Below are 17723 nucleotides of genomic sequence, written 5' to 3'. Positions count from 1 at the left end.
GCCCGGCCGGCCCCGGGACCCCCGTTTCAGACCCCATGACTTACAACCCTGAGAGGGATTGACGCATAGTGCTCGACGTCAACTTCTTCGACGAGCTCCGGATCGGCCTGGCCACCGCGGACGACATCCGTCAGTGGAGCCACGGCGAGGTCAAGAAGCCCGAGACGATCAACTACCGCACGCTCAAGCCCGAAAAGGACGGACTCTTCTGCGAGAAGATCTTCGGTCCGACCCGGGACTGGGAGTGCTACTGCGGCAAGTACAAGCGTGTCCGGTTCAAGGGCATCATCTGTGAGCGCTGCGGCGTCGAGGTGACTCGCGCCAAGGTGCGTCGTGAGCGGATGGGCCACATCGAGCTGGCCGCCCCCGTCACGCACATCTGGTACTTCAAGGGCGTCCCGAGCCGGCTGGGCTACCTGCTCGACCTGGCTCCCAAGGACCTCGAGAAGGTCATCTACTTCGCGGCGTACATGATCACGTACGTCGACGAGGAGCGCCGTACGCGCGACCTGCCCTCCCTGGAGGCGCACGTCTCCGTCGAGCGGCAGCAGATCGAGAACCGTCGCGACTCCGACCTCGAAGGCCGGGCCAAGAAGCTCGAGACCGACCTGGCCGAGCTCGAGGCCGAGGGTGCCAAGGCCGACGTGCGCCGCAAGGTGCGTGAGGGTGCCGAGCGCGAGATGAAGCAGCTGCGCGACCGTGCGCAGCGCGAGATCGACCGTCTCGACGAGGTGTGGACCCGCTTCAAGAACCTCAAGGTCCAGGACCTCGAGGGCGACGAGCTCCTCTACCGCGAGCTGCGTGACCGCTTCGGCACGTACTTCGACGGTTCGATGGGTGCCGCGGCGCTGCAGAAGCGTCTGGAGTCCTTCGACCTCGACGAGGAGGCCGAGCGCCTCCGCGAGATCATCCGTACCGGCAAGGGCCAGAAGAAGACCCGTGCGCTGAAGCGGCTGAAGGTCGTGTCTGCCTTCCTGCAGACCTCCAACAGCCCCAAGGGCATGGTGCTCGACTGCGTGCCGGTCATCCCGCCGGACCTTCGCCCGATGGTGCAGCTGGACGGTGGCCGCTTCGCGACCTCCGACCTGAACGACCTGTACCGCCGTGTGATCAACCGGAACAACCGACTGAAGCGCCTTCTCGACCTCGGTGCGCCCGAGATCATCGTGAACAACGAGAAGCGCATGCTCCAGGAGGCCGTCGACGCGCTGTTCGACAACGGTCGTCGTGGTCGCCCGGTCACCGGTCCCGGTAACCGCCCGCTGAAGTCCCTCAGCGACATGCTGAAGGGCAAGCAGGGTCGATTCCGTCAGAACCTGCTCGGTAAGCGTGTGGACTACTCCGCGCGTTCCGTGATCGTCGTCGGTCCGCAGCTGAAGCTGCACCAGTGCGGTCTGCCGAAGGCGATGGCGCTGGAGCTCTTCAAGCCGTTCGTGATGAAGCGCCTGGTCGACCTGAACCACGCGCAGAACATCAAGAGCGCCAAGCGCATGGTCGAGCGCGGCCGCACGGTCGTGTACGACGTGCTGGAAGAGGTCATCGCGGAGCACCCGGTTCTGCTGAACCGTGCGCCCACGCTGCACCGCCTCGGCATCCAGGCCTTCGAGCCGCAGCTGGTCGAGGGCAAGGCCATCCAGATCCACCCGCTCGTCTGCACCGCGTTCAACGCGGACTTCGACGGTGACCAGATGGCCGTGCACCTTCCGCTGTCCGCGGAGGCGCAGGCCGAGGCCCGCATCCTGATGCTGTCCTCGAACAACATCCTCAAGCCCGCCGACGGCCGTCCGGTGACGATGCCGACCCAGGACATGGTCCTCGGTCTGTTCTTCCTCACCACCGACGGCGAGCTGCGCGACACCAAGGGCGAGGGCCGGTCCTTCGGTTCCACGGCCGAGGCGATCATGGCGTTCGACGCCGGTGAGCTCGCGCTGCAGTCGGCGATCGACATCCGCTTCCCGGTGGGCACCATCCCGCCGCGCAGCTGGACGCCGCCGGCGCAGGAGGAGGGCGAGCCGGAGTGGCAGCAGGGGGACACGTTCCGCCTGCGCACCACCCTGGGCCGTGCGCTCTTCAACGAGCTGCTGCCCGAGGACTACCCGTTCGTCGACTACTCGGTGGGCAAGAAGCAGCTCTCCGAGATCGTCAACGATCTGGCCGAGCGTTACCCCAAGGTCATCGTGGCGGCGACGCTCGACAACCTGAAGGCGTCCGGCTTCTACTGGGCGACCCGTTCCGGTGTCACCGTGGCCATCTCCGACGTCGTCGTTCCCGAGGCGAAGAAGGAGATCGTCCGCGGGTACGAGGCGCAGGACGAGAAGGTCCAGAAGCAGTACGAGCGCGGTCTGATCACCAAGGAAGAGCGCACGCAGGAGCTCATCGCGATCTGGACCAAGGCGACCAACGAGGTCGCCGAGGCGATGAACGCGAACTTCCCGAAGACGAACCCCATCTTCATGATGGTTGACTCGGGTGCCCGAGGAAACATGATGCAGATGCGTCAGATCGCCGGTATGCGTGGTCTGGTGTCGAACGCGAAGAACGAGACCATCCCGCGTCCCATCAAGGCCTCGTTCCGTGAGGGCCTGTCCGTGCTGGAGTACTTCATCTCCACGCACGGTGCCCGTAAGGGTCTGGCGGACACCGCCCTGCGTACCGCCGACTCGGGTTACCTGACCCGTCGTCTGGTGGACGTGTCGCAGGACGTCATCATCCGCGAGGAGGACTGCGGCACCGAGCGCGGTCTGAAGCTGCGGATCGCCTCGCGCGACGCCGACGGCACGCTGCGCAAGGCGGAGGACGTCGAGACCAGCGTCTACGCCCGCATGCTCGCCCAGGACGTCGTCATCGACGGCAAGGTGATCGCGCCGGCCAACGTGGACCTGGGCGACGTGCTCATCGACCAGCTCGTGCACCACGGTGTCGAGGAGGTCAAGACCCGCTCGATCCTGACCTGCGAGTCCCACGTCGGCACCTGCGCCATGTGCTACGGCCGTTCGCTGGCCACCGGCAAGCTGGTGGACATCGGTGAGGCGGTCGGCATCATCGCCGCCCAGTCCATCGGTGAGCCCGGTACCCAGCTGACGATGCGTACCTTCCACACCGGTGGTGTGGCCGGTGACGACATCACCCAGGGTCTGCCGCGTGTCGTCGAGCTCTTCGAGGCCCGTACCCCGAAGGGTGTCGCCCCGATCTCCGAGGCCTCCGGCCGCGTGCGGATCGAGGAGACCGAGAAGACCAAGAAGATCGTCGTCACCCCGGACGACGGCAGCGACGAGACGGCGTTCCCGATCTCGAAGCGTGCCCGACTCCTGGTCAGCGAGGGCGAGCACGTCGAGGTGGGCCAGAAGCTCACCGTGGGTGCCACCAACCCGCACGACGTGCTGCGCATTCTGGGCCAGCGTGCCGTCCAGGTCCACCTGGTCGGCGAGGTCCAGAAGGTCTACAACTCGCAGGGTGTGTCGATCCACGACAAGCACATCGAGATCATCATCCGGCAGATGCTGCGCCGTGTGACGATCATCGAGTCCGGCGACGCCGAGCTGCTGCCCGGCGAGCTGGTCGAGCGCTCGAAGTTCGAGACCGAGAACCGTCGTGTGGTCCAGGAGGGCGGTCACCCGGCCTCCGGTCGTCCGCAGCTCATGGGTATCACCAAGGCCTCGCTGGCCACGGAGTCCTGGCTGTCGGCGGCGTCCTTCCAGGAGACGACCAGGGTCCTCACGGACGCGGCGATCAACGCCAAGTCCGACTCCCTGATCGGCCTCAAGGAGAACGTCATCATCGGTAAGCTCATCCCGGCCGGTACGGGTCTGTCCCGCTACCGCAACATCCGGGTCGAGCCGACCGAGGAGGCGAAGGCCGCGATGTACTCGGCAGTCGGCTACGACGACATCGACTACTCGCCGTTCGGCACGGGCTCCGGCCAGGCCGTTCCGCTGGAGGACTACGACTACGGTCCGTACAACCAGTAAGCGGCGAGCGATCGCTTGAAGCACTGAAGGGCGGTCACCCCCGTGGGGGTGGCCGCCCTTCGGCGTGTTCAGCGGCCGGTCAGTTCCCAGGCCGCGATGGCAGCCGTCGCCATGGCGGCCAGGGCACCGATGCTGGCGATGGGCCAGCGGGTGCGTTCCAGCGCGTCCAGCCGTTGCTCGTGGTCGGCGAGTTGCTTGTCGGTCTGGTCGCTGCGCTGCACCAGCAGGGCGAGCTGCCCGTCGGCCCGGGCGAAGCCGGCCTCGACAGTGCCCCGCAGGCGTTCGAGCTCGACGGCGACGACGGCTCGATCGGAGACGGAGGAGGGGTCGGTCACGCTTTGTCCTCCTCTCGGTGATCTTCGGGCTCTTCGGCCGGCGCGCTCGTCCGCAACCACGAAGGAAGCGCGGCCTGTACGGCGGGCAGGGCCATGGCGCGGGTCACGCCCGCGGCGACGGCCAGGGCGCCGGCCACCCAGGGGAGGGTCTCGGGGACGCCGACGGCGTCGACGACCGCCGGCAGCAGGACGCACAGGCCGACAGCGGTCTGGACAACGGTACGGAGGGTTCGCTTGGCGGCCTCTGACACGGTGGACCTCGTCTTTCAGGAGCTGTACGGGACCTTCAGCGCCGCCCAGGACTTGGCGCCGGGCCAGCCGTCGGCGGAGGCCCCGGTGTAGCCGAGCTTGCGCTGCCACTTGGCGTAGCCGCGGCGGTCGGCCTCGGTCCACTGGGGGCCGGGGCCCGAGGTGTAGGCGGAGCAGCCGACGGCGACCAGGCGCTTGCCCATCGCGGTGACGATTGCGGACCGGGGGTTCTTCCTGAACCACTGGGCGCCGGGGAACGGCTGGTACTGCGGGGCCGTGGTGCCAGTGCCAGTGCCAGTGCCGGTCGGCTTCTTGGCCAGGCGGGCGGCCACACGGGCGCGCAGGTCGGTCATGGTGAAGCCGCGTGGATCGATCTTGGCGCTGGTCCACTCCTTGTGGCCGATCACGGAGTTGGCGCTCCAGCCGTGTGCGCGGCACAGGGCGGCGGAGGCCCGTGTGATGGCGTCGATCTGGGCCTCGGGCCACGGGTCCTTGCCGTCGCCGAGGTTGACGCACTCGAAGCCGTAGAAGTGGGCGTTGCCGTCCGTGGTGGACTGGTTCGGGGCGGGCAGCTTGGCGCGCTCGGCGCTGACCGCGGCGAGGACGTCGGGATCGCCGACGCCGGCGTGGTTGGCGCGGCCGTTGCCGACGAGGTGGACCGTGCCGTCCTTGGCGATCACGCCGTGGCAGAGCGGGCCGGGCAGGGCGGAGTGGCCGTTGAAGCAGAGGCTGACGCTGGAGGTGGTCCCGGAGGTCACGGTGTGATGGATCATCACGCCGTTGAGAGGGCCCCAACTTCCTTTGTGATTACGGTTGTTGGTGCGCCAACCGGTGTGTTCGACGACGGTGACGCCCTCGGCCCGCAGAGCGGACACGAGGGCGTCGGCGGACAGGGGTCTGGCCATGGGCGGTGCCTCCCGGGCATGAGAAAACCCCGGCCGGTCGGGCGGCTCGGGGTGCGGATTGTGTGGGGGTGAGGGCGTCAGGCGGTGGTTTCCGGGGCCGGCTCCTCGTCCGAGCCGCCGTCGGCCGGCGACCACTGGGCGCACAGGTCCACGTACGCCGCCGTGTTGGCCTGGAAGTCGGCCACCGCGGCGGAGACGGCGCGGGGTACGGCCGTCTGGTCGGGGGCGACCGGGTCCGTGCCGACTGGCTCGACGCCGATCCGTCCGTAGCCGCGCAGCACGGCGCCGTTCGTGCCGGTCTCGGTGAACTGGGCGGTGACGCTGGCGGACGGGTAGCGGCCGCTGAGCGGGTCGGGCGTGATGATGCTGCTGAGGCTGGTGTCGGAGACGTTGATGTAGACCGTGTGGCCGTCCTCGGTGAGGGTGGCGCGGCCGGCGTAGTCGATCGCGATGCCCCAGGGCTGGGTGGGGTCGATGTCCATGGTTCCTCCGCGGCTACGGGAGCGGCTGTTGGTGCTGGAATGGGTGGCTAGTGCCCCGGCAGGCAACGTTTGCCCGTCAAGGAGCGGCGTCCGGTGCGTGCTCTCGGCGTGCCGGGTGCACGTCCTCGTACTGGATGTACTTGGGCTTGTGCCCGGTGCGGCGAGAGGGCGTGCCGGGCGCGAACGTTGCCTGGTGGGGCACTAGGTGGTCTGGAGGCCGTACATCATCCGCGGCTGGGCGTAGACCGTGCCGGAGGCGCTGGTGACCCGGGCCTGGATCTCGAACTTCAGCAGGTTGCCGAAGGAGGCGTTGAAGTTGCTGACGACGAAGCCGGTGTAGTCGAGCGCCCCGGGGGCGGTGACGGTGCCGCCCCACTGGGTGTCGTTGATCATGATCCGGACCTCTCCGGTGGCGCCGGAGGTCACCGAGGTGGAGATGTACATCCGCATCCTCGGCTGCCACAGCGGGTTCCAGGACCGGGCGACGGTCGACCAGTCCCCGGACGTGGTGCGCGGCCAGCGCTCCAGGGCCGTGTCGGTCGGCATGGTCATCGACAGCCACGGGCGGGCCAGGCCGCCGGTGTCGACGTCGTCGGCGAAGATCTCCTTGCCGTTGCGGTCCCAGATCCGCAGCGGCTGCTGCGAGGTCGCGGTGCCGTCGCCGTTGTGCAGGCTCATGGCCATGGAGCCGGTCTGGCGGCGCACGGCCAGGCCGTACTCCTCGCCGGACCACGCGCCGACCGCGAACACGGCCGGGCCGCCCTCCGGCGGCCACACGGTGAGATAGCCGCCGTCGCTGATCTCCACGCCACCCTTGGAGACCCTGTTGAGGGCGGGCCGGGTGTTGACGGCGGTGGACAACTGCTGGATCCGGCGTTCCATCGCGGTCAGCCGGTCGATGATGTCCTCGGGCAGCTGGGGCATCAGACCTCCTCCAGGTAGAGCTCGGCGGTGTCGGGGCGGCCGCGCTGCGAAGGGCTGACCTTGACGCCGATGATCCGGTAGCGGTTGTTGAGTCCCTCGGTGAACCACTCGTCGGTGATCCGGATGCGGACGGTCCGGCCGAGCAGCGCGGGCGGCACCAGGTCGTCGAGGCGGACGGTGATCTCGGGGATCACCACCGCCCCGGTGGCCTCGTCCAGTTCGGCCTTGGCCAGGGATTTCAGGGTGGCGACGTCGGAGACCTCGTTGTGGTCCGAGGACAGGTCGATGCGCGGATAGCCCGCGTTGATCAGCGCCGTGGCCTCGTCGGCGTCGGCGAACAGCGGGCGGGACTCGGCGGCCTGGTTGGAGTTGTCCGTGGCGCCGCGTGCCCGGGCGGTGGTGCCGCCGCGGGTGGCGTCGCGCGGGAAGGAGTACGCCAGGATGTTGCCCGGCCGGTCCATGACCAGGTCGGTGGTCCCGGTGTCGATCGTCGGGCTGCCCAGGCGCAGCCGGCGCACCCGCTTGCCGGTGGCCGGGTCGCGGTAGACGGCGATGTGGTGTTCGAAGCCGGGGTCCATGGCGGCGAGCGCGTCGATCGCCTCCAGGTAGATCGTCTCGTCCCCGTCGCGCCAGGTGCCCGAGCGGACCATCTTGGAGGTCTCGTCCCCGTAGCTGACGCCGATGTTGCTGCCGGACAGGTGGGTCTGCATGTAGGTCCACACCGCGCGGACCACGACCAGCGGGTCGGCGTCCTTGTAGTAGAGGTTCGCGCGGATGCGGCGGCGGCCCGCGTACGACTCGAAGGTGGCCGCCTGGATGCCGAGGGTCAGCACACCCCGGTCGTCGCTCTGCAGGGTGCTGGTCCAGACGATGCCGCCCCACCACAGGTCGTTGCCGCGCTGGAGGTAGACCGCGGTGCGGCCCTCCTCGATGCGGCGGACCCGGGCGGCCATCGCCGCGTCGGGCACGGGGATGGTGCCGGAGAGGGATCCGGGTTTGCCGATGTAGTCGTCGACGGTGACGTCCCGCAGCGGCAGGATGTCGATGGTGGTGTCCTCGCGCAGATCGCAGAAGATCGCGCGGTAGGGAGTGTTGGTGGTCATACGGCGGTCAGCTCCTGGGTGAGGCGGCGGTCACAGCACGAAGCAGGTGGAGAACCGCAGGCTGTTGCCGACCTGGATGACACCGCTCGTCGACCAGGTGACCAGGTAGACCGAGCCGTCGGTGGAGATCCGGACGGAGCCGTCGGCGTAGCCGTCGCTCGCGGTCGCGTAGGTCTCGGTGACGGGCCGCCAGCCGGCGGGCAGGGTGCAGATCAGCTCGTCGGCGACGTTGCCCGGGTTCTGGGTGCCGGCGGCCGTGGCGGTGAGGTTGCTGGTGGTGCGGGCCAGCGTGACGGTGAAGGAGGCCACGCCGCGGGTGCGGCGGGCGTTGAACGCCGTCAGCGACCAGTTGCCGGACGCGGTGACGCCCGTGGTGGCCGTCTCCACCGCGACCGGCGTCTGGTAGTCGGCCCACGCGGTGCCGGTCCAGCGCTGCAGGACGCCGTTGTTGTCGCGGTACTGGCCCGGGTAGGCGCCGTTCGCGGTGTCCGTGGTGACGGGCAGGATGCCGCCGACGGAGACCGTGGCGGTGCGGCGGCCGGTGAGCGCGGAGCCCCAGGGGATGCCGTTGGTGCCCGCGCTCGCTCCCTTCGGCACCGCGACCTCGTACAGGGGGAGGGCGAGGGCGGGCGTGGCCGGGACGGTCGGGGTGGCCTCGTGCTTGCCCTTGACGATCTCGACGGCGGCCTCCGTGCGGCCGTCGCCGTCGTAGGGGTCGTCGTAGACGCGCAGGACGACCAGGTCGATGCGGCCGTACAGGGCGTCGCCGTCCTCGAAGGTGAGGGGCAGGGGCTCGGTCAGCGCGACCGGGTAGGCGCCCCGTGAGTCCGGGCCCTGGATGACGGCCCGGCCCGGACTGACCGTGGCGGTCATGGTGTTGGCGGTGCCGGCCACCGTGAACCCGGAGATGCGGGACGTGCCGTCGGAGGAGCCCGGCAGGATGCCGGAGCGGGTGGCGACGGGCGAGGTCGGGGTGAGGGTGCCGAGCGGGACGACCCGGGTGTCCTCCAGGGACTGGCCGTCGGGGGAGAGCCAGCCGGAACGTACGGGCATGGTCGACTCCTTTCAGGTTGGTGTGGGTTCAGGCGATGGGGTCGACGCGCAGGTACCGGGCGTCGAACCAGCACGTGACCTGGGAGCTGGTCGACCGGTACAGGGCGGTGACCGTGTAGGTCGTGCCGGCGGTCAGGCCGTTGAGGCGCAGCTGGGTCGACACCGTCTTGCCGACGTCCCCCGAGCTCGTCGCGCAGCGCTCGTCGTCCGCCGCCCAGATGACGGTGGAGCCCTGGGTGACCTGCGGGGACATGTACGCGGACGCGGTCTCGCTGTCCCGGGTGAGCAGGCGGGCGCCCAGGCCGACGATCACCGAGCCGGACGGGGGAGCCGTGAAGGTGACGGTCAGCGGGGTGGCCGACGCCGCCGCGAGCGTGGCGGTGTACGTGGTCGAGGCCGTCGACCCAGCGTCCAGGGTGTTGGCGAACGCCGGCCCCGGCACGGCCGGCAGCCACGCCGAGCCGTTCCAGCGCTGGAGCTGACCGGCGGCGGAGTCGCGGTACTGGCCCGCGTATCCGCCGTTGGCGAGCGCGCCGGCCGGGACGATGCCGCCGACGTCCCTCGGGTACGGCACCCAGGCCGTGCCGTTCCAGCGCTGGAGCGCGCTGTCGGTGTCGCGGTACTGGCCCGGATAGGCGCCGATCGCGGTGTCGTCGGCGCGGGTCGGCAGGATGCCGCCGACGGCGACGGTGGTGGTCCGCAGGTCGGTCAGCGCCGTGCCCCAGTCGATGCCGCCGGTGCCGGTGCTGCGGCCCTTCGGGACGACGACCTTGAACAGCGGCAGGGACAGGCCGGGTGCCGCGGGCGCGGTCGGGGTGGCCTCGGGCTTGCCCTTGACGATCTCGACGGCGGCCTCGGTGCGGTCGGTGCCGTCGTAGGCGTCGTCGTGGATCCGCAGCACGACGAGGTCGACGCGGTCGTACAGGGCGTCGCCGTCCTCGAAGGTGAGGGGGACGCCGTCGGTGACCGCCACCGGGTAGGCGCCGCGGGACTCGGTCGCCTGGACGACGGCCCGGCCGGAGCTGACGGTGGCGGTCATCGTGCCCTGGGCGCCGGCGAGCCAGAGGCCGGAGACGCGGTGCTCCCCGCTGTAGGAGCCGGGCAGGATCCCGGAGCGGGTGCCGATGGGCGAGGTGGGGGTGAGGGCACCGAGGGCGGCGACCCGGGTGTCCTCACGGGTCTGGCCGTCCGTGGACAGCCAGGCGGAACGTGCGTTCATGACGGGTCCTTCCGCGGGCGCCGCTCAGGAGGAGGCGGCCTCGTAGGTGCCGTGGATGGTCAGCACGTCGTTGAGGGCCCAGGTGAAGGGCGCCGCCTTGTCCCACACGATTCCGTTGGTCTTGAGGGCGTCACGCACCCGCCAGACCATGCCGCCGTTCGCCGTCGACAGCTGCCCGGCGCCCTGGTACGTGAGGAGCCCCGAGACGTCGTGCGCCTCCGCGGTCATGAACCGCCCGTCGAGCTTCCAGGCGGTGGACACCGGCGCGAGGGGCAGGGAGAACGTCCAGTCGCCGTTGGCGTCCTGGGCGCTCAGGTTGGTCGTCGAGCCGATCTTGAGATAGATCCGCACCTGGACGACGTTGCCGGTCTTCACGTACGACCCGGCCAGCGTGCCGTTGCCGATGGCGGGCGCCGCGCCGTTCTCGCAGCGCCAGACCGGGGTGTAGTCGGTCCAGTTGGCGACCGGCTGGTACGACACCCAGGTCGAGCCGTTCCAGCGCTGGAGCTGGCCGGAGGAGCTGTCGCGGTACTGCCCGGTGTAGCTGGCCGTGGTGACCGCGCCGGCCGGGGCGATGCCGCCCAGGGCGCTCGGGTAGGAGACCCAGGCGGAGCCGTCCCAGCGCTGGAGGGCGCCGCCGGAGTCGCGGTACTGGCCCGGGTAGGCGCCGCTGCCGGTGTCGCCGTACGCCGGGAGGATGCCGCCGATCGCGACGGTGGTGGAGCGCAGGTCCGTCACGTCGTTGTTCCAGTTGATGCCGCCCTTGCCGGCGCTGATCCCGGCCCGCACGAGGACCCGGTAGAGCGGCAGCGCGATGTCGGGGAGCGGCGGCGGGGCCGGGGTGGCGTTCGCCTCGCCCTTGATGATCTCCAGAGAGACCGTGGACTGCGCGGAGCCGTCGTAGATCTTGTCGGAGATCTTCAGGACGACGAGGTCGATGCGGTCGTTGGCCTCGCCGTCGACGAAGGTGACGGAGAGCGGTTCGGGGAGCGTGACGGGGTAGGCGCCCTGGTTGCTGTCGGCCTGGACGACGGCCCGGCCCTCGTGGACCTTGCCCGTCATGGTGCCCGCGCCGCCCTCCATCCAGAAGCCGGAGAGGCGGTACAGGCCGTCGTAGGAGCCGGGGAGGATGCCGGAGCGGACCTCCAGCGGGTTGATCGGGGTGGTGGCGCCGAGCTGGGTGAGGCGGGTGTCCTCGCGGGTCTGGCCGGTCTCGGCCAGCCATGAGCTGCGCAGGTTCATCTGCTGGTCTCCTGTGATCTCCGGAAGGTACGGGGGAAGCGAGGGGGCGGTCAGGACCTGAGCCACTCGGCCGTGAGGTTGGTGGAGTAGCCGGAGCCGCCGAGGGTGGTGAGCGTGGAACCGGAGTTCTGCAGCCCGTACAGCGCGAGCTTGTCGCCGGCCGCCAGCTTGAGCAGGCAGGTGCCGCCCACGCTGGTCGCGCCCGGACCCGCGCCGACCAGCCAGGTGCCGCGCGGGACACCGGAGCCGTTGACGTACACGCGCGCGCCGCGCGACCCGGTCGTGGCCTCGTTGAACCAGGTGATCGCGCAGGTCACCCGCCACCAGCCAGCCCTCGGCACCGTGTAGGTGTTCGATCCGGACCAGGCGGTGGCGTCGTCCACGTCGGTGGATTGCAGGGTGATCTGCGTCCACGGGCCGGTGGTGACGGACTGCGCCGACGTCTGCGAGACGCTGAGCAGCACGGTCGAACGGCCCTCGGCGTACTGCCAGGCGGTGCCGTTCCAGCGCTGCAGCAGACCGGCGGAGTCCTCGCGGTACTGGCCCACGTACGCGCCGCTGAAGCCCTCGGCGGGGACGATGCCGCCGAGAGCCACGGTCGGGTAGCGCAGGCTGACGACCGCGGTGTCCCAGACCAGGCTGTTCGACCCGGCCGACGTCTTGGCGGGCACCGTGATCCGGTACAGCGGCAGGGCGCTGCCGTTGGGGCTGGTGGGCGCCACGGGCGTGGCCGAGGCATCGCCCTTGACCAGGCGGACCTGCGCGGTCGTGTCCAGGGTGCCGTCGTAGACGCTGTCCAGTACGACGAGTTCGACGAGGTCGATCCGGCTGTACAGGGAGTCGCCGTCGGGCACGGTCAGGGTCTCCGGCTCGGTCACCGCCACGGGGTAGACGCCCTGGCCGGTCCGGCCGCCCTGGACGAAGGCGCGGCCGGTGCCGATGGTGAAGGTCATGCTGCCGGTGGTGCCGGTGAGCGCGAAGCCACCGGGGACGATGCCGCCGCGCGCCTTGAGCGGGATGTTCTCCGCGACCAGGGCGTTCGGGGTGAGCAGACCGGACAGGGTGACGCGGGTGTCCTCCCGGGTCTGGCCGGTCTCGGTGAGCCAGGCGGCTCGTACGGTCATGTGATCACCACTCCGCTTCGCGCCAGCGGACCGTCATCCGGGCGCCCGTCTCGTCGGTGTCGGGCCGGAACGCCAGCTGGGCGCGGCCCGGTTCGAAGGCGAACAGTTCCTCGGGACTGCTGTCCGCCGCGGCCGTGTCACGGCGGGAGGCGGTGCCGTTGAGGGTGACCGTGCCGGCGGCGGTGTCGACGACGAGCTCGTCGCCTTCGGCGAGGGTGATCTCGTAGCGCAGCCGGCGGCCGGAAGTGCGGTCCGTCACCGTCGGGTTGGCGCACGGGCCGGTGAACGTGATCACCGGGTGCGTGGGCGCTGAGCCGGAGTTGGCGGCGATCACGTCCCCGGTGGAGGCCGACTGGCCCCAGTACAGCGGCCAGGTCAGCGGCCAGGTCAGACCGCTCTCCGGCTGCGGGGCGCCGGTGACCGCGCTCTGCTCGGTGACCGAGTAGCGGCGCGGGTCGGTGGCGTACCACTGCACGGACGCCCTGGCCACGCCCTGTGTGGTGTACGTCCGGTCGGCGGCCAGGACGCGCTGGCTGACCCGGGCCCGCACGGCGAGCGTCTCGCCGTGCAGCCGCACCGCGAGCCAGCGCTCCGCGTCGCCGAGCAGCAGGGCCTGGCGCAGGGCGCGCATCGCGGAGAGCGAGGACTCGGTGCTGTCCTCCGACGGCACGGTCCACACCGTGCCGCCGATCTTGCGGGGCCGGGCGTAGCGGGCGCCCGGCCAGGCGCCGTGCGCGGTGGGGCGGTCGGCGTCCGAGGCGTCGTACTCGGGCAGGTCCTCCCAGCCGCTCAGTCCGCCGCGGTCGATTTCGTAGGGGGTGCCGGGGCCCAACAGAAGTCCGGCCCACTGCATCTGCCCGTCGCGGGTGATGAGTGAGCCGGGGGCCACGTCTTCGGTGTATGCGGTTGTCGTCTCGGCCATGGGGGCCGTCACCTCACTTCTCAGGCTGGGGTGCGTGCGTGGGCCGCCGCGAGGAAGAGCAGGTCCTCCGCCGTGCCGTGGGCACCGGCGCCCCGGCTCTCGTGGAACTTCGTGATCCGGTGCGGGGGTTGGGGCCGGTTGCGGTTGCGCAGGGCGAGCGCCTGCTGTCGGTGCAGGGCGGTGAGCGGCAGTACCTTGCCCGCCCGGCGGGTGGCGCCGGGGATCGCGACGCCGCCCTCGGCGAGCATCGGGATCTTGTCCAGGTCGACGCCGAACTTCTTGCCGAACAGGCTGAAGCTGAGGCTGTTGAGCCCGTCGACGATCCAGTTGGCGAACGCGATCAGGCCGTTGACCGGGCCCTTGATCACACCCGCGACGGTCTGCGCGCCGGTCGTCACGAACTGCCCGAGCCCGCGCATCGCCCCGGAGAGGGCCTCCTTGATCCGGGTGAACATCCGGGGGATGTCCTGACTGATCCACTTCAGGGCCGGCCCGACCGCGTCCTTGAACCCCCGCCACACCGCGGACACCTTGCCGCTGAGGGCGCGGGTGTCGCCGGTGGTGAGTGCCCTGAGGACGGCGAAGCCGGTGGTGATGAGGGCGGCGATGCCGGTGAGCGCTCCGCGGATGACGGCGAGGTAGCCGGTGACGTACGTGCTCACCGCCGTCCCGATCATTTTCAGCAGGGGGCCCATGATCGTCACGTAGAGCTCGACGTACTTCAGTACGAGCGTGCTGAGCTGTTCCATGAACCGTTGCCCGGCCTCGGAGTTCATCGCGAGGTCCAGCAGCCAGCCGGCGACCGGGAGGAGGAGGCCGGTGACGAAGCCGATGGGGTTGGCGCGGGTGAGGATGTTGATCGCCGTCATCACACCGGAGCCGATTCCCATGGCGGTGCCGAAGGTGCTCAGGAGACCGCCGACGATTCCGGCGGCGCCGATGAGCCCGCCCACGACCGCCAGGACGCCGCCGAGTCCGGACCTGAGCCTGCCCAGGGACCTGGTGCCGGTTCGGGCGTTGGTGCCGGCGGACCGCACTCCGGTCACCGCGCCGGTGGCGGTCTGCCCGGTCCTGGTGACGGAGCGGGCGGCGGCATCCGTGTTCGTCCTGAGCGCGCGCAGACGGGTGGCGACCGGGGAGGTGGCGGAGCGCAGGCGGTCGGTGGCGGTGGCGGCGTTCCTGACCCGGTCCGTGAGGGCGCGCAGGGTGTTGTCGCCCTGCTGCACCTGAGACCGGAAGGAGCTCACCGCGGAGGCCACACCGGCGAACAGGTCCACGGGTGCGCGGGCCGATGTCGTGGCGGCACTCATCCGCGTGCCTTCGCCAGGAACATCAGGGCGTCCGCGGTCCGCTGCGGGCTGCTCGTCTCGGCCGCGTAGTAGTGCTCGATGTGCAGCGCGCCGCCCGCCGCCCCGGATGCTCCGGCGTACGCCGGTCCCTGGGCGGCGGCCCGCTTCAGCAGCCGGTCCAGCTTGCTCAGCGGCAGTACGGCCTCCGCCTCACCGGCCTCGGCGAGCAGCGCCGGGACACCGCCCGAGCGGGGCATGACGACACCGCCGGTGGCGAGCGCGGGGATCCTCGGCAGACTGACGCCGAAGGACTTGCCGCCGACCTTCGGCACCCAGCCCGGGATCGACACCTTGATGCCGTTGAGCCTGCCGATCGCGGAGTTGATGATGCCGATGACCGCGTTGATCGGGCCCTTCACCGCGCCCTTGATGCCGTCGAAGGCCCGGCTCGCGATGCCCTTCAGACCGCCCCAGATGCTGGACAGCTTGTCCTTGACGGCCCGGAAGGCGTTCGGGATCGCCGACTTGATCCAGCTGACGACGGGTGAGACGACGGACTTGATGCCCTTCCAGACGCTGCTGACGACCGTCTTGATCGCCTTCAGCGCGGTGCTGATGACCTTCTTCCAGATGTTGACGTAGGTCTTGATGACCGTGGCGATGGCCTTGACGACGGCCGAGACGGCCTTCTTGATGCCGTTCCAGACCGACTTGATCAGCTTCGCGGCGTTCTTCATGATCGGCCCGATGGCCTTCATGACCTTGCTGATCACCGACTTGATGGCGTCGAAGGCCGTCTTCAGCACCTTCTGCATGGTCTTCGACCGGGTGGCCATGTCGATGACCTTCTCGATCAGGGGCTGCAGCAGGCTCATGAGCATGCCGAAGAAGTTGCCCTTCATCGACTTGTTCATCTTGTCCTGGCCCTTGGCCGCCTTGCTCGCCCCCGACTCGTACTTGCCGAGGTTCTTGCCGGCGCTTGCGCCGGTCTTTCCGGCCTTGGACAGGGACTTCTCGGCCTGGTCGGAGGCGGTCTTGAGGTCCTTCAGCTCCTTCTCGGCGGACTGACTGGCGCTCTGGAGGCGCTTGAGGTCACCGGCGCCGGCCCCCGCCTTGCTCTTGAGGGCGTCGGTGGCGCGACCGGCTCCCTCGGCCTGTTGCTTGAACCTGCTGAGAGTTGACGATGTGTTCTGCAGAGCACTCTTGAGGGACATGGATACGGGACTCCCTGGTGTCGACGATCAGATGGGGCCGGGCGTTCACCCGAGGCTGCGCACCAGGGCCTGGACGCGGTTTTCAAGGCGCCGGAGGTCCGCCTCCGTGCCGGAGAGGTTTCCGGGGGACGTGGAGCGGGCCGAGCCGTCGTTCGAACGCAGGTCGCGGCGCGTCTGGGCAGCCTTGCGCTGAAGCTCGTCGATCCGCTTGTTGGTCTTGCCGATCCGGACGTGCGCGTCGTTGGCCCGGTTCTGAAGATGACCCGCCGCGGTATCCAGGCGTCCGGCGCGGGTCTTGAGACCATCGATCCCGGTCTCCATCCGCACGAGCCGCTGTTCGGCCTCCCGCTCGGGGTTGGGCAGACCGGCCCAGTCCTGGAACCTGCCGATGAGGTCGTTGAGCTTGTCGTTGATCTTGAAGGTGTACAGCGGCTTGAGCTCGAGCTTCGTGATGCTCCACGAGGCCTCGAGGGTGTTGACCGCGGCGTTCAGGCCGTTGATCTCCTCCTTGGCCCAGTTCAGCTCGGACTTCTGGCCCGTGCGTGCCGTGGCCTGGTAGCCCTCGTAGTCGTCGTAGAGCTTGTTGTTGTCGAGCTTCGCCTGGTCGTCGGCCTGCTGCTTCTTCTGGTCCCACAGCTTTCCGAACTCGGAGGCCGTGAGCTTGCTGCCGACCTTGGAGGTCAGCTGGTCGAGCTGCGTCTGCTGCTCGTCGTGCTTCTTCTTGAGTTCCTTGATGTCGGCGGACGGATCGGGCGGTGTGGACACGGGCTCCTCCTGGGGTGTGCGAATCTGGGCAGCGACCACCGCCGCCCGTTGCCAGCCGGAGAGAGGTAGTCATGACCCGTTCGCCCGAGCCGTCCGCTCTGCCGTCGCTCACACTGCGCGGGAGCGACGGCCGGATCTGGCTACAGGGCAGAGCGGTGCTGCTGGAGCGGGACGGGGTGCGCCGCCGGATACCGGTCGCGGCGATCGCGGAGGCACGGGTGACGGGCGCCTCGCGGCGGACGGTCGAGATAGTCGTGCGGGGCAGCGACGGCGTACCGGGCCCGGTGTTCGGGATCGAGGGCCGTGACGCCACCGCGGCGGGCCGCCTCGTCGTCACGGTCAACCAGGCACTGCCGGGCGAGGCGCTGCTCGGCGGTGTGGAGCTGGTCGAGGTACTGCCCCTGGGATCGGCCGCCGGGGCGAAGCGTGCGGATCCACGGGCTCGCGCCGTATTGCTGGCCTTCCTCGCGGTCTACGTCGCCGGCCTGGTCGTGCTGGCGCTGGCGGGGGAAGCCGCCCAGCCGCTGTTGTGGGGGCTGGGGGTGATGCCGCTCGCCGCGGGCCTTCTGGTCGTCGTCCCCGCGGTCGGGGCGGTGCGCGACCGCTGGATACTGCGGGGCCGGGGCGTGACCGTGGTGGCCATGTTCGACCGGGCCCATGGAAAGAAGCGGTTCTTCCGGTTCACCGACGAGGAAGGTGTCTCCCGCGAGATCCTGGCCGACTATGCCGCCGTGCGGCTCGACGGTGACCCGCAGCGCATCGAGGTCACCTATGACCCGCTGCGCCCGACACGGGCCGTCGCGCTGATGCCGACGCCGGTCCTCGTCCTCAGGGCGCTGGGGGTCGTGATATTCGGGCTGCCGGTCCTGCTGATCGGGCTCTACATGGTTCCTTACCAGTTGGTGACCCTGCTGACCTCCTGACGGCTC

At 69.9% G+C, this 17723-nt stretch carries 16 protein-coding genes; 2 read left to right on the top strand and 14 right to left on the bottom strand.

Going from position 1 to position 17723, the window contains the following annotated elements:
- Positions 1-68 precede the first annotated feature (68 nt).
- Entirely contained in the window at positions 69-3968 is a 3900-nt protein-coding gene (locus ACFYWX_RS27520; RefSeq protein ID WP_389426790.1) for a DNA-directed RNA polymerase subunit beta', read from the top strand.
- A 68-nt stretch (positions 3969-4036) separates the two neighbouring features.
- On the opposite strand, the gene ACFYWX_RS27515 is transcribed toward ACFYWX_RS27520, so the two are convergent.
- The 14 genes from ACFYWX_RS27515 to ACFYWX_RS27450 form a co-directional block, all read right to left on the bottom strand.
- The gene (locus ACFYWX_RS27515) at positions 4037-4303 is read right to left on the bottom strand and encodes a hypothetical protein (protein WP_389426789.1); all 267 of its coding nucleotides are present in this window, start codon (positions 4301-4303) and stop codon (positions 4037-4039) included.
- Positions 4300-4554, bottom strand: a complete 255-nt coding sequence (locus ACFYWX_RS27510; protein ID WP_389426788.1) for a hypothetical protein — start codon at positions 4552-4554, stop codon at positions 4300-4302. The genes ACFYWX_RS27515 and ACFYWX_RS27510 overlap by 4 nt, the downstream gene beginning before the upstream one ends.
- Positions 4555-4569: 15 nt before the next feature.
- Positions 4570-5457, bottom strand: a complete 888-nt coding sequence (locus ACFYWX_RS27505) for a peptidoglycan-binding protein (RefSeq protein ID WP_389426787.1) — start codon at positions 5455-5457, stop codon at positions 4570-4572.
- Between the two features lie 77 nt (positions 5458-5534).
- Positions 5535-5939: an ATP-binding protein gene (locus ACFYWX_RS27500; RefSeq protein WP_389426786.1), complete on the bottom strand. Its 405-nt coding sequence runs from the start codon at positions 5937-5939 to the stop codon at positions 5535-5537.
- A 201-nt stretch (positions 5940-6140) separates the two neighbouring features.
- On the bottom strand, positions 6141-6863 hold the full coding sequence (locus tag ACFYWX_RS27495; RefSeq protein ID WP_389426785.1) for a hypothetical protein: 723 nt from the start codon (positions 6861-6863) through the stop codon (positions 6141-6143).
- Entirely contained in the window at positions 6863-7966 is a 1104-nt protein-coding gene (locus ACFYWX_RS27490) for a hypothetical protein (protein ID WP_389426784.1), read from the bottom strand. Before ACFYWX_RS27490 ends, ACFYWX_RS27495 begins: the two co-directional genes overlap by 1 nt.
- Before the next feature lie 30 nt (positions 7967-7996).
- Positions 7997-9019 carry a hypothetical protein gene (locus ACFYWX_RS27485; RefSeq protein ID WP_389426783.1) on the bottom strand — a complete coding sequence of 341 codons (1023 nt, stop codon included), beginning with the start codon at positions 9017-9019 and terminating at the stop codon, positions 7997-7999.
- Positions 9020-9047: 28 nt separating this feature from the next.
- Positions 9048-10238, bottom strand: coding sequence for a hypothetical protein (locus tag ACFYWX_RS27480; protein WP_389426782.1), 1191 nt, complete (start codon positions 10236-10238; stop codon positions 9048-9050).
- 24 nt (positions 10239-10262) lie between these two features.
- On the bottom strand, positions 10263-11480 hold the full coding sequence (locus tag ACFYWX_RS27475) for a hypothetical protein (protein WP_389426781.1): 1218 nt from the start codon (positions 11478-11480) through the stop codon (positions 10263-10265).
- 50 nt (positions 11481-11530) lie between these two features.
- Entirely contained in the window at positions 11531-12604 is a 1074-nt protein-coding gene (locus ACFYWX_RS27470) for a hypothetical protein (RefSeq protein ID WP_389426780.1), read from the bottom strand.
- A gap of 4 nt (positions 12605-12608) precedes the next feature.
- A complete protein-coding gene (locus tag ACFYWX_RS27465; RefSeq protein WP_389426779.1) occupies positions 12609-13526 on the bottom strand; it encodes a phage distal tail protein in 918 nt (305 codons plus the stop codon).
- A gap of 20 nt (positions 13527-13546) precedes the next feature.
- Positions 13547-14836, bottom strand: a complete 1290-nt coding sequence (locus ACFYWX_RS27460; protein WP_389426778.1) for a tape-measure protein — start codon at positions 14834-14836, stop codon at positions 13547-13549.
- The gene (locus ACFYWX_RS27455; protein ID WP_389426777.1) at positions 14833-16029 is read right to left on the bottom strand and encodes a phage tail protein; all 1197 of its coding nucleotides are present in this window, start codon (positions 16027-16029) and stop codon (positions 14833-14835) included. The genes ACFYWX_RS27460 and ACFYWX_RS27455 overlap by 4 nt, the downstream gene beginning before the upstream one ends.
- Positions 16030-16074: 45 nt before the next feature.
- Positions 16075-16794, bottom strand: coding sequence for a hypothetical protein (locus tag ACFYWX_RS27450; protein ID WP_389426776.1), 720 nt, complete (start codon positions 16792-16794; stop codon positions 16075-16077).
- 71 nt (positions 16795-16865) lie between these two features.
- On the opposite strand from ACFYWX_RS27450, the gene ACFYWX_RS27445 reads away from it, so the two are divergent.
- The gene (locus ACFYWX_RS27445; RefSeq protein ID WP_389426775.1) at positions 16866-17717 is read left to right on the top strand and encodes a hypothetical protein; all 852 of its coding nucleotides are present in this window, start codon (positions 16866-16868) and stop codon (positions 17715-17717) included.
- Positions 17718-17723: the final 6 nt, after the last annotated feature.

The organism is Streptomyces sp. NPDC002888 (assembly GCF_042888465.1).
In the GTDB taxonomy this organism is placed as follows: domain Bacteria; phylum Actinomycetota; class Actinomycetes; order Streptomycetales; family Streptomycetaceae; genus Streptomyces.
The sequence above is the reverse complement of the archived record's forward strand: the minus strand, read 5'-3'. Positions and strand labels throughout refer to the sequence as shown.